The organism is Stappia sp. (assembly GCF_048268045.1).
Taxonomy (GTDB): domain Bacteria; phylum Pseudomonadota; class Alphaproteobacteria; order Rhizobiales; family Stappiaceae; genus Stappia.
This window is the reverse complement of the sequence record NZ_JBLWWG010000021.1, coordinates 1-13,375: the sequence shown is the minus strand read 5'-3', so window position 1 is coordinate 13,375 and position 13,375 is coordinate 1. Positions and strand designations below refer to the sequence as shown.

The following is a 13,375-nucleotide window of genomic DNA, read 5'->3' as shown; positions in this document are numbered from 1 at the left end:
GTGGTCTGGCCGACCTGGCGGGAGATCTCGGCAATCGAGGCGGAGAGCTCCTCGGCGGCGGAGGCGACCGTCTGCACATTGGCCGTCGCATGCGAGCTGGCGTCGGTGGTCTCGCTGGCGCTGTCGGCGCTTTCGCGGGCCATGTCGCTCAACTGGCGGGCCGTCGCGTCGAGGCCCGTCGCCGTCTCGCTCACGGTGCCGATCTGCTGGCGCACCATGTCGCGGAAGCTGCCGATCAGTCCCTCGATGCGGGCCTGACGGGCGGCGCGCGCGCCCTCCTCCTCGGACTGGGCTGCCTCGAGGCGCTGACGCTCGAGGGCATTGTCGCGGAAAGTGACGACCGCACGGGCCATGTCGCCGATCTCGTCATCGCGGCCGTCGAGACCGGAGTCGACACTGGTGTCGCCGCCGGCGAGCCGGCGCATCACGTCGGTGAGCGCCACGACCGGGCGGGCAATGACGCCAGCGCCGAACCAGACCACGCCGAGAACGACCGCCAGCAGGACGGCGGAGATGGCAAGCATCGTGTTGCGCGCAGAGATGGCGCCGGCGACCATCGCCGAATAGGGAACGTCGATGGCGACGTACCACTTCTCCTGCACTCCCGGAAACTCGACCGGGAGCATCGCCAGATAGCGATCGCCGACAAGGCTGGAGCGGACACCATCCGCGCTGTTTGCGGCCTGACCGACCAGCGCAAGCACCGCCGGATCCTCGACCGGCTTGCCGAGCTTCGCCGGATCGGCGGTGGCGACCCAGAGATTGCCGCTGCCGACAAGCTTGACCTCGCCTTCACCGAAAGGACGGTGCGCCGACATGGCGGTCACGATGTTGGCCAGGGACAGGTCGGAGGTGGTGATGCCAATGGCCTTGCCACCGCTGCGCACCACCCAGCTTACGGTGGTCATCAGCACGTCCTTGCCGTCGATCGGATAGGTGTAGGGCGGTGTGATGAGCGAGCGGTTCTCGCGCACCGGCAGGTCATACCAGCCCTCGGTGCCCGTTTCCTTGGTCATCACCAGCTTCTCGGAAGCGACCTTGCCGTCGGCGCCGTGGTAGAAATAGGGAACGAAACGTCCGGTCGCGTCGGAATACTTGTGACCCGTGAAGTCCGCATCCTTGCCATCGAGCCCGTTCGGCTCGAAGGCGAGCGTCATGCCGACGATGCCGGGATAGTTCTCGACGACGCGGATCATCATGTCGCCGAGACTGTCGCGGTTGACCATGCCGCCGGCGACAAGGCCCTCCACCGCGTTGGCGGTGGTCTGGGCGGCCGTGATGGCGCGGCCGACACCGACATTGACGTCCTGCGCGAAGCCGGTCAGCAGCGCCTGCGCCTCGCGCTCGGAAGCATCCTCGGCCGCGCTCGTCATCGCCATCGATCCGGAAAGGCTCACCCCTGCGAGCGAGAAGAGAAGCAGTGCTCCCGCGCTCAACAAAAGCTTGTTTCGGATGGATAAGTCAGAAAACCGCATCTGGATGATCTCCGCGCTCACAGGATGTCACGTACTGTCGTGACGAGCATTTGACGCGGCAGATCTTGCCGACAGATTAACCCGGCCTCGGCGGAATTTCTTATGTCATTTTGATGAAATCCAGAATTGACCCGGAGATATTGACAATATCCAGAAAGAACTCTCGGACACTCCCCCTAACACCGCCTCAAACAACAAAATGAACCAAAATCCACAGGACGGGCAGATTCACACCCGACAGAAATTTAAATAAAACCCGCAATGACCGAACCGAATACGCCTGACTATCGCGAAATATGGAAATTTACTGATGCTTCAATATATCTATACAATAGAAATCAACAGCCAGACCGGGAGACCGGCAGCGCAGCAACCCCCGATAGACGAGAAAAAAGACCTAGAGCGCGGAAGCGTCGCGCAGCCATTGCGGCTTTTCGAGGCAATAATAGCCCGAAATCCGGCTGATCGTGCCCGCCCTCTTCCAGTCGTTTAGGACACGGGAGACGTTCTCGCGTGCGGCGCCCGCCATATTGGCGATATCGGCCTGGGAAAGCTTGTAGTGGATCAGGATGCGGTCGTTGTCGACGGGCTTGCCGAAGGTGTCGGCAAGCTGCAGCAATGCCTGGGCAACACGGCCGGGAAGCGGCAGGAAGGAGCGCGCCGCCAGCACGTCGTTGGACTGGCGCAGGCGCTGGCCGACGATGGAGAGCATGTGGCGATAGAGCGCCGGATTTTCTTCCGCGAACCGGTCGAAGGCATGTTTCTCGATGAAGGCGAGGCGCGAATGCTTCAACGTCGTGACGGTGGCCGAGCGGGCGCGCCCGTCGAGCAGGGCGAGTTCGCCGACGATGGAGCCAGGCCCAAGCACGGCAAGCAACTGTTCGTCGCCGTCAACGCTGACGATGGAAACCTTGAGTGAGCCTTCCAGGATGGCGTAGCAGCCATTGCCGGGGTCTCCGGCTTCGAAAAGGACCGCGCTCTGCTTGACCGTCATCGGCCGCGCCAACGCAGAAAGTCCGGCCGCGAGACCGCAGTCCAGCCCCTGCATCGAGAAGCTGTTCTCAAGAAAGGTTCTCAGCTCGAGCATCTGCCGCCCCGATCCCTGCCAATCGTCGCCCCGGACCGCCGCGCAGGCAGCGAAGGGGCGCGGCGCGTCGGCTTCGCACGCCACCGGACCGCCGGCGGCTGCGCAAACGCGCCCGTGTGTTGCGAAAGGGAACCCTGCCCCGGGTCCCATGGCGTGCCGCAGCCGGCCTGGCCGGACCCGCCGGGCCATCTTAGACTCGTATCGCCCCCGGACAAACCCGATAGTGTGACGGCGGTCACTTCAATTGCCGCGCGAACACACCATATTGGAAGAAAGGGCGGTGCTTCCTGACCCGCCGCCCACCTCGAAAACCCGGCCCCCGTTCCCCGCGGGGGGCCGGGTTTCGCGCTTTCAGGGGGGCGTTTCGCCACCAGGTTGCCTCCTCAGTAGAGGAAGATGTCCTTCTCCACGATCAGCAGCGAAAAGGCGGGACTGCGGAAGAAGTCCAGCTGCGACTGGCGCACCTCCTGCAAGGGGCGCGGCTCGCTGCGGCGCAGGCGGTCGTCGATCTCGCCCGGCTGACAGAAGACCACCGCTCCGTCCGTCTGCCCGTTGAGACCACGCCAGACGTGGCGCTCCAGATCGGCGCGGGTCGCGACAGCGGGAAAATCCGGTCCGCGCGTCATGGCGCGCAGGCCCGCATCGCGGGCGATCCTCTCCAACACACGCGCGGCGCGGCTCGGAGCGGCGCCGGGGCGTACGGCCACCGGCGAGACCACCGTCGGACGCATGCGCCTCAGGCCCACCTGCTGCAGCACAACCCGGGCGATGCGCGGGCAGGCGAGCAGATCGTCGGCGACATGCAGGAAGTCGGCCGGGCGCTGGTAGAATTCCTCGAAACAGGTGAACTGCGCATCGACCTCATCGGCGAGAACGTCGCTGGGAACGAGACGCAGCCGGTCGCGCCAGCGCCACCAGGCGGCGCGCGGAAAGCGGTCGCCAAAGGTCTCGCGCGCCTTCACCGAAAGCGGCGCGTGCGGGCCGGTGAGCGCCAGCGTCAGGCCGACGCGGGTGCGGTGGCGGACACTGTCGACCGCATCGCGCAAGGGCAGATATTCGCGCGACCACAGGTCGGAGACGACAAGGCAGCCGACGGCCGAGAGCAGCCCGCCCTCGATCAGCCCGCGCAGCGCACGGTCGATGCCGAAGGTCAGCCCGTAGTCGGGAGAGGTCAGGAGGATCCGCTTCATCCGCTATCCTATGCGCAAGCGCGGGGCGGTTGCCAAGCGGCTTTGCCGCCCCCGCCCCGCAGGACGCCGTCTGGCCGGCCCCGGCTCACGGCAGCGGATAGACCGGATCGCGCGGATCGCCGCCGAGCGGCGCCGACACGCGGTAGACCACCAGCCGCTCGAGCGCGACGCCCTTCACCGCGCGGGTGAGCACGGCGACACGCGTCACCGCGCCGAAGCGGGTCGAAAGGCCGGCGACACCCGGATCGCGCCGCTCCTCGGAGACGAACAGTGCCGGCCGAGCCACCGTCTCGCCCGGAAGTGGCGGCGTCATCACGTAACGGATGCGCTCGGTAAGCTGTCGCACGGGGATGTCGGTGTCGCGCAGGGCGAAGGCGAGCTGCGCGTTGAGCCCGTAGCCCTGGGTCGCGACCCATCCGGCGCCGTTCTCGCCGGCAAGCCGAAGCACCTGGGCGCGGACCTCGCTCCAGCCCCGGGTCTGGAAGGTCGGGTCCTTGCGCGCGAGGCTGCCGGTGAGCGGGGCGACCGCATGAACGTAGACAAGCCCCGAGGCGGCAAACCCGATGACAACCGCAGCCCCGGCGAGGCCGCGCCAGACCCGGGCGGAGAAAGCTGGCGGCTCCGCCGCGATCCAGGCGGCAAGCAGTGTCAGCGCGGGAAACAGCGGCGCCGGCCAGTTGGCCTGGACGCGGTCGTGGAAGGAATGCAGCAGCAGATAGGCGAAGAACGGCACGCTCGTCCACAGCAGCAGGCCGGCGGCGCTGTCGCCCTTGCGCGCGCGCGCCACGGCACGGCCGACACCGAGGATGGCGAGAACCGCGGTGAGCGGATTGAGCAGTCCGGCAAGCCCGCCGAAGAACTCACCGACGTAGCGCAGCGTCCAGCCATGGGGCACGGCGCGGCCGAACTGCTTGACGAAGGAGGCCCACTCATGGGCGGCGTTCCATTGCACCACCGGCGCGAACAGCAGCACGGCGAGAAGCCCGCCAGCCCAGAGCTGCCAGGCCCCCCACCATACCCGCGCCCGGGGCACGAACAGCAGCCACAGCACGATGCCGGCACCAAGGAACAGCACCGAGTATTTCGACGTCAGGCCGAGACCGGCGATCAGGCCGATGGTGATCCACCACCACGGATTGCGGCTGGCATCGAGCTCCGCCAGCGCCCAGATGGCAAGCCCCCAGAAGAACACCGAAGGCGCATCCGGCGTGGCCATCAGGCTGCCGATGCCGATCAGCAGCGAGGCGTTGAACAGCAGCACCGCATAGCCGGCGGCCCTTGCGCCGAACAGCAGGAGGCCGGTGCGCCAGAGCGCCAGCGAGCCAAGCAGCGCGGAGAGGATCGGCACCAGGCGCACGCCGAGCGCGCCGTCTCCCGACAGCTCCATGCCGGCCCAGGTCCACCAGCCGATCATCGGCGGATGGTCGTAGTAGCCCAGCGCCGGATCAAGCCCCCACAAACGATAGTAGGCCTCATCCTCGGCAAGCCCGGAGAGGCCCGCGACGGCGAGTTTCGCCAGCGTCAGGACACCGACGATGACCGCCAGCCCCCCCGGCCGCAGCCAGAGGGGAAGCGTCGGATCGCTCTCGTGCCGGAGATGGGCCGTGGTCATTCCCGCCTCACGCCTTGCGCCAGGTGAGCACGGAGCTTGCGGCATAGTTCCACACCGCCCCCATGACCGCGCCGGCGGCGCCGGCGATGCCGATCAGCAGCGCGCCGCCATCCTCGCGATAGATCAGCGAGGCGACGCCGACATTGGCGACGACGCCGAAGCCGCACACCAGGTAGAAGGTCAGAAGCCCGCGCAGCGCGGCGAAGCCCGTCAGCCGCCGGTCGCGGTAGGTCAGCCGGTTGTTGAGCCAGAAGTTCGACGTCATGGCGACAAAGGTCGCCGCCGTCTGGGCAATGGTGAACTCCACGCCGAACGTCTCGATCAGCGTGAACAGCGCGGCCATGTGCACGACGACGCCGGACGCGCCGACCATCATGAACATGAGAAAGCGGACGGAGACGAGATCGCCGGCAAGCTTGGACAAGATGAGCCCCAGGAAATCGAGCGCGACGAGCGTGTCGAGCTTGCTCTCGCCGTGTAGCCGCTCGCGGAAGACGAAGGGAAGCTCGACGACCCTGAGCGAGCCGCGCGCGCTGGCGACGATGTCGAGCAGGATCTTGAAGCCCTGAGAGGAGAGCTTCGGCGCGAGGCGCTCGACCTCGGCGCGGCGGATCATGAAGAAGCCGCTCATCGGGTCGGACAGCTCGACCTTGAGGAAGATCCGCGCCAGCCGGTTGGCCAGGGTGGAGCCGGAGGCACGCACGCCCGACAACCCGGCGCCGACGTCCCCGCCCTCGACGTGGCGGCTGGCGACGGCAAGATCCGCGCCGGCGCCGCCGTCCGCGCCGGTCAGGGCGGCAAGCATCCGCGGCAGCAGCGTCTCGTCATGCTGCAGATCGGCGTCCATCACCGCGACGAACTCGGCCGAAGAGGCCAGCATGCCCTCGATGCAGGCGCCGGAGAGACCGCGCCGGCCAACGCGGCGGATGACGCGCACCCGCGGATCGTGGTTGGCGATGCTCCGGGCAAGCTCGGCCGTGCCGTCGGGCGAATTGTCGTCGACGACGATCGCCTCCCAGGAAATGCCGGCCAGCGTCGCTTCCAGCCGCTGCAGCAGGACGGGAAGGTTGTCGCGCTCGTTAAAGGTCGGCAGAACGACCGAAAGGACGGCCGGAGGAGAGCCGCACGCGGCCGAAGCGTCGTTGCCCGAAGCAGGTGCGCCCGGAATATCTGAAGGGGAACCTATCACGCCTGAAATCGCCATCCTGTTGCCGGGAGGCGCGCGGCCGGCGCGCCCTCGCCTGTGCTCCCTCCCCTGTCGCGCGGGACCATAATCGGGCCGGCTCCGATTGCAAGCCTCTTGGAAAAAGGAGTGCGCGCTCAGTCTCCGTTGCGGAGGCGGTCCAGCTCGGCCTGGGCAAGTGCGAGGTTTTCAAGGGTGCCCATATAGTGGTGCGAAGCTACCTCTGGCGTCATTACGCTCAACGCCGAAACGTAGGCCGCGACGCCCTTCTCCAGAAACTCTTTGCTTTTCTTACGCACACCAAGGTCGGCAAGCGCGTTGGCCAGATTGTTTTGGATCGCCGCCCACTCGAGGGGCATGCTTTGGCAACTTATCTCCTCGAGCGCTAGCTGATGAGCTTCGACCGCTTCGTTCAACTGCTCAGTTCCACTTTCGCATATACCGAGCATCCACAATACTTTCCCGATCCCGGTCTGCGTCCGTGCCCACTCAAGTGGCAGGGCCTCGCGCGGAAGTTCCGTTAACGCAAGACGATACGAAGAAAGTGCTTCATGCAGCAAGGATGTGCGTGTCTCAAGACCAGCCAGTGCCGATAGCGCGTCTGCAAGCGCAGCTTGGCTCATGGCCCATGCAATTGGCGCCCTATCGCGTTTCCGTTCCTCCAAGGCCAGCCGATGGGCGGCGACAGCCTCGTTTAGTCTTTCGGCGCCACCCTCCATACGTCCCAGTACAACCAAGGCATTCCCGAGATTATACATCGTTGTCGCCCAACCAAGCTCCCCTCCTTCGCGTGGGATCTCGTTCAAGGCCAGCTTAAAGGCTTCAACCGCTGCCTCTAAATCTGCTTTCTCAGATTTTAGCTCCCCCAATTTCTGTAGTACATTTCCCATATTGATTCGCATCACCACCAAGGCAAGTGGTTGAATTTGATCCGTAAACTCTTGACTTGCCATTCGATAATGTAGAAGAGCCTGCTCCAGTCGCTCAACGCTAGCCTCATGCGTCCCCAGACCTGCCAGTGCTGTAGCGAGATCGTTCAGCGCCGCTCCACGCCGGTCGGCCCCAGCGGCAAGATCGACCGTGCGGCGGGCGAGGGCGATCGCAACCTCAAGATCGAGATTGAGCCCCTTGTCGCGGCCACGTTCATACCACTCGTACCAGACCGCACGCAGATGATCGAACAGGCTCGCGCCCTCGGGAAGCTCGATCTTCGCCTTGCGGACAAGGCGCGCGGCGGCGCTTTCCACGTCGCGGCGCAGCAGGTCCTGTTTGATGCCGGACTCAAAGAGCCGAATAGTGCGCGCGGCGGATGCCTGACGCCGTTCCTCCTCTTCGGCAAGGGCCGCGTCGATCTCGGCCGTCGCCTCGTCATGGGCGCCCCTTGCGGAGAGCAAAGCGACGCGTCTCAGCACCTCGTCCAGGAACGCGCCAAGGTTCGAGCCCTGCCGCCCTTCCTGCTGCACGCGAATGGCAATCTCGACGGCGTTTTCCAGCTCGCGGAAGGCCTGCTTCGAATCGGAGACATCGACGGAGAAGCGTTGGGCTAGAGCGACAATTTCCTCGTCGGTGATGCCGCTTTCGCGAGCGGTTTCGGCCTTGTCGCCCATGGCGGCAAGCAGGGCCGTGATGCGGTTCAACTGCTCGCCTTGCGCTCGCTGGCCGGCGAGCAGGTCTTCGGTGTTCTCCTCGATCCGCCCGGTACGCTCCAGAAGCTCGCGCCACAGGACCGGCCGCAAATCGTCGATGAACGCCGGATCGGCGAGAAGGTGCGCGCAGGAACGCTCGATGACCTGGCGTAGGAATTCCCGCGTGATCCGGCTCGTCGGGTCTTTTGGTCCCTTGTCCTTGTAGGCGGCTGCGTGAAGCGTCTCGGCCCGTTGGAGCACCAGATCGGCAATGGCCGGTGGCGCGAGGTTCCGGCCCACCAGATCGGCGGGGACGGGCATCACCTGCGGCAGGGCCTCGGCGCAGGAGGCCTGCGCATGGGCAAGATCGGCCTCGCTGGTGCGCGAGGACTGCGCCACCCAGGCAAACATTTCCGCCTCGACTTCGCGTGCCGCGCGGGCGAGAACGCGCTGCAGGTCACGCCGACGGGTAAAGGACAGTTTCTCAAACCAGGCGTGGCCTGCAAAGATCGCCTCCACCGTGCCCGGCGGAACCGGCAGGCCGGAGAGCGTTGCCCCCGTCGCGATGAGACAGCCGGCGGCCACTTTAACCGCTTCGCCAATGGCAGACCCTTTTGCCAATGCACTCCCCCGACCTCGCACCCGGCCAGCCATCGTAGCAAGGCACGAAGCGATCACAAGCGAAGGATGCAGGACGAATAGGCACAAGCACCTGCAGCACTCATCGTTGTCGCCAGCGGAACTGCGGGAGGCCTTGGGTGAGCAACAGCAGCCTCGCTCTCGGTCGTCATCCCGAACAAGCGCAGCGGGAGCCGGAACCGCCGCCCCAAAATGGTTGCCCGTTAGGCGAGGACGCGAGGCATTGGCTCCCCGCCCCAGATCTTCGGATCCTTCAGGCCTCGTCAAAGAGGACGAACGCGAAGGCAAGAGCACCATAGGTCACCGCTTTCGATCCACCAGCGAGGATTGGATCTCGGATCCCGGCTTCACCCGGTCGGGGTGAGGGCTGAAGGAGGTCACGCACGATAGCGCTCCACCGCAGGCCTCGGGGGACACTGGGTCCCGGTCATCGGCCCCGCTGAAACCAGGAGAACAGCCGAAGGGCGGCGGAGCCGTTTGCCCCCCGCGCCTTACGCCGCCGGGCCGACCTTTTCCGCCAGAGGTCCGAACAGCGGGTTGGCGGTGCCGAAGACGTAGTCGAGCGTCGTCACGCTGACATGCGGCGCGCCGTGGTCACGCAGCAAGGTGGCGCAGTCGGCGGCGTTCTTCGCCGGGCAATGCAGGAGCAGCGGCTGGCCGACCTGGGTGCCGAAGGGCGCCACCGCGCCGAACTGCTCGGCCGCGGCGCGCGCCGTCAGCTCTGGCGCCTGCACCAGCGCGCGGATCTCGCGGTGGCTGCGGGCGCGCTCCTCGGCCGAGATCCGGTCGAGGATCATCCGCGCCGCGGCGAGATGCGCGGGCGTCCAGTCCGCCGACAGGGAAGCGACGAGATTGGCCTGGCTCTTCAGAATGATGCCGTCGTCGAGAATCTTGAGGTTGTTGGCGGCAAGCGTCGAGCCGGTCGTGGTGATGTCGACGATCAGCTCGGCCGTGCCGGCGGCCGGTGCCCCTTCCGTCGCCCCGGCGCTTTCCACGATCCGATAGTCGGACAGGCCGGCGCGGGCGAAGAAGTCGCGGGTCAGGGCGACATATTTGGTCGCGACGCGGATGCGCCCGCCCGTGCGGGCACGGAAATGGGAGGCGACATCGACAAGGTCGGCCATGGTGGCGACATCGATCCAGGCATCGGGCACGGCGACGACCACATCCGCGAAGCCGAAGCCGAGCGGCGTCACCACATGGACGCTGGCGTCCGGCCGCACGATGGTCTCATGCACCAGGTCGAGCCCTGTCACACCGATGTGCGCCTTGCCGGCGGCAAGCTCACGGGCGATCTCGGACGCGGACAGGAAGGCGATCTCGACTTCACTCGCATCGAACTTGCCGAGGCGGCCGCGGTAGTTGCGCGCGCCGCCCGGACGACCGACCGGGAGGCCGGCGCGGGCGAAGAAATCGTGGGTGTTTTCCTGCAGCCTGCCCTTGGAGGGAATGGCGATGATCAATGGTGTTGTCATGACAACCTCGTGTCCAGCGCGTCGTCCCGCGCCGTCAGATCCGGTCCAGCCAGATCGAGAAGCCCGTCGCGGGAATATGATCCCGGGCGCCGAGAAGCGCGAGCAGGCGGTCGTAGCGTCCGCCACCGACGATCTGTCCGGCGCTCGCGCGCGAGGCGGAATGGATCTCGAAGACGAAGCCCGTGTAATAGTCGAGCCGGCGGCCGAAGCTTGCCGAAAAGGCGAGACGGTCGGCGCCGATACCGTGGCCGGCAAGGGCCTCGAGACGGGAGGCGAAACGGTCGGGCGCTTCGCCGAGCGACAGGCCCTCGGCCTGCGCGAAGGCCGCGATCTTGTCGAGCGAGGACACCGGATCGCCGGAAATCGCCAGGAAGCGGGACAGGAGGTCGGCGGCCCGGGCCGTTTCAGGATCGCGGGAGGCAAGGCTTGCCTGCTCCAGCAACCGCTCGGCGATGTCGGCAGCACTGCGCCCGGCGATGGGGCGCAGGCCCGTGAGGCCGAGAAGCTCGGCAACGGCCGACTGGGCGGTCTCGGGGTCGAGCCCGTCGAGCGCGCGCACCAGCGCCGGCATCGGCGCGGCCTCGCCGCCGCCTGTCGCCACACCGTCCTTCATCGCCGCGACCGCGGCGTCGAGGCGGGCGCGCTCGCCGAAGAGTTCGCCGAGACGGCGCGCCCAGGCGGCGGGCAGTTCGAGCGCGTCGAGCACGGCGCGAAACAGCGCCTCGTCGCCGATCTCGATGGAGGCGTCGTCAACGCCGAGCGTGCCGAGGCTTTCCAGCGCAAGCGCGAGAATTTCCGCGTCCGCGGCCTCCAGATCGGAGCGGCCGAAACACTCGACGCCGGCCTGCTGGAACTCCGCCGGCCCCTCCTGGCGCTGGCGAAAGACCTTGCCGCAATAGGCGTAGCGCGCCGGGGTGCGGGCATCGGCGCCGTCGAGATGGGCACGGCAGACGGGGATCGTGTAGTCGGGACGCAGGCACAGCTCCTCCCCCGCCCGGTCGGCGGTCAGGAACATGCGGCCGCGAATGTCCTCGCCGACAAGATCGAGAAAGAGCGCGGAAGGCTGGAGGATCGCCGGCTCGACGCGCGGAAAGCCCGCCCGCTCGAACAGCGCCGTCAGATCCCGGTAGGCATCGATGCCGCTCATTCGCCCGCTCCTCCGGCTCCCGCGCGGGCACGGTCCTCGGCGTGTTCGGCAAGCATGCGCGCGACGGTGACGACGAGGTCCGCCTCGGCGACGCTCACCTGCGCCGGCCGGCTCTCGCGCCAGGTGACATTGTCGGTGATCTCGCCGGAAAGCCGCTTGCCCTCGATCAGGTCCTTGACCTGGACAACGCCCTCGCCGCGCTCTTCCGAGCCCTGGATGATGGCAAGCGGGCAGCCGCGCCGGTCGGCATATTTGAGCTGGTTGCCGAACTTCTTCCAGTTGCCCTGGTACATCTCGGCGCGAATGCCGGCGGCGCGCAGGTCCTGGGTCATCTTCTGGTAGCGGGCAAGGCTTGCCGTGTCGCCGTCCATGACGGTGACAAGCACGGGGGCGAGCACGTCTTGCGTGTCCAGCTTGCCGAGGTTCTTCAGCGCAGTCATCAACCGCGAGACGCCGATGGAAAAGCCGGTCGCCGGCACGTCGCGCCCGGTGAAGCGCTTGACCAGACCGTCATAGCGCCCGCCGCCGCCAACCGAGCCGAACTGCACGACCTCGCCCTTCTCGTTGGTGACGTCGAACAGCAGCTCGGCCTCGTAGACGGGGCCGGTGTAATATTCGAGGCCGCGCACGACGGAGGGGTCGATCTTGATGCGGTCCGGGCCGTAGCCGCCGGCGGTGACGAGCGACTGGATATCGGCAAGTTCGGCAAGCCCCTCGTCGCCCGTCGCATTGCCGATGGTCTTGTCGGCGGAAAACGCGCCAACCGCGTTCTCAAGCTTCGCGACCTGCTCAGCGTCGAGCCCCGCGCCCTTGGTGAAGTCGCCGCTCTCGTCCTTGCGGCCCTCGCCCAGAAGCAGGCGCACACCCTCGATGCCGAACTTGTCGAGCTTGTCGATGGCGCGCAAAACGGTCAGCCGGCGCTCGGCGTTGTCCTCGCCGCCAAGGCCGATCGCCTCCATCACGCCATCGAGCACCTTGCGGTTGTTGACGCGGATGACATATTGGCCGCGCGGGATGCCGAGGGCCTCCATCGTGTCGGCCATCATCATGCACATCTCGGCGTCCGCCTGGACGCCCGGCGCGCCGACGGTATCGGCATCGAACTGCATGAACTGGCGGAAGCGGCCCGGGCCGGGCTTCTCGTTGCGGAACACCCAGCCGGCACGGTAGGTGCGATAGGGAAGCTGGATCTCGTTGATGTTCTCCGACACATGGCGGGCGAGCGGCGCGGTGAGGTCGTAGCGCAGGCTCATCCACTGTTCGTCGTCGTCCTGCACGGAGAAGACGCCGGCATTGGGCCGATCGGTGTCGGGCAGGAACTTGCCGAGGCAGTCGGTGTATTCGAAGGCCGGTGTCTCGACCGGGTCGAAGCCGTAGGATTCGTAGACCTTCCGGATCTCGGCGAGCATCGCGTCGGTGGCGCGGATGTCGGATGCGGAACGGTCGACGAAGCCGCGCGGCAGGCGCGCCTTCAGCTTGTTCGGTTTGGTCTTGGCCATGGACGAGCGGGATCCGTACGAGAAGGAGATGCGGCAGGCGCCGCCGGTTGTCGGTTTCCTAGACGAAAGAGCCCGCGCGGGCAAGGATATGCCGGATTTCAAGGCGTTTCACCGCCTCACCCCGGCCCGGCGCGCGGCCAGGGAGGTTTCTCCGACGCAAACACAGGCGGCCTCCTGGCCCCGCCCACGCCGTCACCTCACCTCTCCCACGGCGTCACCCCACCTCCTCCACGGCAACGCCCCACCACCCCTGAGGCGTCATCCCGGGCTTGACCCGGGATCCAATCCACATCGCGGCGGGCGGTGCGATTGCCGGGCCCGCCCGGAGCGATCCGCAGGCCCGGAGCCCGCATTGCGCGCTGCGGGAGCCAATAGCCCCCGGGTCAAGCCCGGGGTGACGGCGGAGCGGGAAGCCAGCACCCCACCTCCGCCGCTGAGTCACC

9 protein-coding genes are annotated in these 13,375 nt (G+C 66.8%); all 9 read right to left on the bottom strand.

All coding sequences use genetic code 11. The features are described 5' to 3' along the window. The coding region (locus tag ACN0WF_RS19740) for a HAMP domain-containing protein (RefSeq protein WP_417774489.1) at positions 1 to 1,436 on the bottom strand (1,436 nt) is incomplete at its 3' end. A gap of 436 nt (positions 1,437 to 1,872) precedes the next feature. After that, positions 1,873 to 2,562 (bottom strand): Crp/Fnr family transcriptional regulator, encoded by a 690-nt coding sequence (locus tag ACN0WF_RS19735; protein ID WP_417774488.1) that lies wholly within the window; start codon positions 2,560 to 2,562, stop codon positions 1,873 to 1,875. 383 nt (positions 2,563 to 2,945) lie between these two features. Then, positions 2,946 to 3,752: a ChbG/HpnK family deacetylase gene (locus tag ACN0WF_RS19730; RefSeq protein WP_417774487.1), complete on the bottom strand. Its 807-nt coding sequence runs from the start codon at positions 3,750 to 3,752 to the stop codon at positions 2,946 to 2,948. An 85-nt stretch (positions 3,753 to 3,837) separates the two neighbouring features. Further along, positions 3,838 to 5,364 carry a glycosyltransferase family 39 protein gene (locus tag ACN0WF_RS19725; protein WP_417774486.1) on the bottom strand — a complete coding sequence of 509 codons (1,527 nt, stop codon included), beginning with the start codon at positions 5,362 to 5,364 and terminating at the stop codon, positions 3,838 to 3,840. 7 nt (positions 5,365 to 5,371) lie between these two features. Further along, on the bottom strand, positions 5,372 to 6,568 hold the full coding sequence (locus ACN0WF_RS19720; RefSeq protein ID WP_417774485.1) for a glycosyltransferase: 1,197 nt from the start codon (positions 6,566 to 6,568) through the stop codon (positions 5,372 to 5,374). Between the two features lie 116 nt (positions 6,569 to 6,684). Continuing rightward, positions 6,685 to 8,793: a hypothetical protein gene (locus ACN0WF_RS19715; protein WP_417774484.1), complete on the bottom strand. Its 2,109-nt coding sequence runs from the start codon at positions 8,791 to 8,793 to the stop codon at positions 6,685 to 6,687. Between the two features lie 509 nt (positions 8,794 to 9,302). Next, complete coding sequence (gene hisG / locus ACN0WF_RS19710) at positions 9,303 to 10,286, bottom strand: ATP phosphoribosyltransferase (protein ID WP_417774483.1); 984 nt, start codon at positions 10,284 to 10,286, stop codon at positions 9,303 to 9,305. A gap of 34 nt (positions 10,287 to 10,320) precedes the next feature. Next, complete coding sequence (locus tag ACN0WF_RS19705; protein WP_417774482.1) at positions 10,321 to 11,433, bottom strand: ATP phosphoribosyltransferase regulatory subunit; 1,113 nt, start codon at positions 11,431 to 11,433, stop codon at positions 10,321 to 10,323. Further along, positions 11,430 to 12,932 (bottom strand): histidine--tRNA ligase, encoded by a 1,503-nt coding sequence (gene hisS / locus ACN0WF_RS19700; protein ID WP_417774481.1) that lies wholly within the window; start codon positions 12,930 to 12,932, stop codon positions 11,430 to 11,432. The genes ACN0WF_RS19705 and hisS overlap by 4 nt, the downstream gene beginning before the upstream one ends. Positions 12,933 to 13,375: the final 443 nt, after the last annotated feature.